The 1,371-nt window shown below is 22.2% G+C and carries 2 protein-coding genes; one reads left to right on the top strand and one right to left on the bottom strand.

The window, feature by feature from the left end:
- The coding region (locus BU00_RS0103565; RefSeq protein ID WP_027121497.1) for a restriction endonuclease subunit S at positions 1 to 684 on the top strand (684 nt) is incomplete at its 5' end.
- 167 nt (positions 685 to 851) lie between these two features.
- Here the strand turns inward: BU00_RS0103565 and BU00_RS0103560 are convergent.
- Positions 852 to 1,340 carry a hypothetical protein gene (locus tag BU00_RS0103560; RefSeq protein ID WP_027121496.1) on the bottom strand — a complete coding sequence of 163 codons (489 nt, stop codon included), beginning with the start codon at positions 1,338 to 1,340 and terminating at the stop codon, positions 852 to 854.
- Positions 1,341 to 1,371 lie beyond the last annotated feature (31 nt).

The raw sequence follows: 1,371 nt of genomic DNA, 5'->3' as shown, positions 1-1,371 counted from the left end.
AATTTAAAAATTAAAAAACTCGAAAATGTTAAAAAAGAATTATTGCAAAAAATGTTTGCAGATAAGGATGATTTAGTTCCTAAAATTAGGTTTGATGGATTTGAGGACGAGTGAGAAGAAAAGAAATTTTCAGAGTTAATTAAACTAAAATCTTTTAGAAATACAGATTTATTTTATAAATATGATGATGTATTTTCTGTGTCAAATGATTACGGAATTGTTAATCAGATTAAATTCTTAGGAAGAAGTTTTGCAGGTGAATCATTACAAAATTATAAAGTAGTTGAACCTACTGATATTGTTTATACAAAATCACCTTTAACTAATTTTCCATATGGAATTATAAGAAGTAATAATTCAGAAAAAACTGGAATAGTTTCAGTTTTATACGCTGTCTATGAAAGCAAACCAAATTTTGTTTCTAATTTTATGGAATTATATTTTACATTAAGTTATAGAATTAATAATTTTTTATATTCAATAATTAGTAAAGGTGCAAAAAATACTATAAATATATCAGATAGAGCATTTTTTGATAAAAGTATTTTAGTACCTAACCTTCAAGAACAACAAAAAATCGCAAAACTCTTTACAACTCTTGACAATGTTATTAAACTAAATAAGCAAAAACTTGAAAAACTGCAAAATATCAAAAAAACATTATTACAAAAAATGTTTGTCTAAAAAAACATAAAAAATATTTTATATAAAGTTGACAAAATTGAAGTTATTTCAATAAAAAATATTTGCTTTTAAAGATAAAATTGTTTAATAATCAAACACTTTTTATAATTTAAAACACTACTCATTGAGTAGTGTTTGTATCTCAAAGATTTTTGTTTTATGAAATTTTAGTTTTCTTCAATGATAAAAACATCTTGCTTTAAAATATTATTAGTTTTTACAAAAATAAGCACTATAAATACTATTTGTACAATTGATAATATTAATGATATAAATTGTCCAGCAACTGGTATTCAACTAAATATAAAACCAGCAACAACAAGAGAAAGTAAAACAATTGAAAATGTTCAAATTTGATTAAATTGATTTCCTTTATCTTTGTATGAACTCATGTAAACAACTTTTAAAATTGCTAAAATAAAAATTACAATAGTTGCTATTATATTAAAAATTAATAAGGTAATACCAAGACCACCAGTGGCAATAATACCATTAACACTTCCATTTAGTATTGAAACCGCCGCAACAATAATAATAGAAATTGCTAAAACAAAAGATATAATTATTAAAATTAATGAAGTTAGAGCAAAATCCTTAACTAGTTTAAGTTTGTTTTGGAAGCGTAGATTATTTTGTGTAAATTCTCTTAATAGCAAATATTTAATTTAAAATATTTATATTAGGAGA

The sequence above is a fragment of the Mycoplasma leonicaptivi ATCC 49890 genome (assembly GCF_000622205.1).
GTDB lineage: Bacteria > Bacillota_I > Bacilli_A > Mycoplasmatales > Metamycoplasmataceae > Mycoplasmopsis > Mycoplasmopsis leonicaptivi.
Note: the sequence above shows the minus strand (reverse complement) of the source record. Positions and strands in the feature narration are given on the sequence as shown.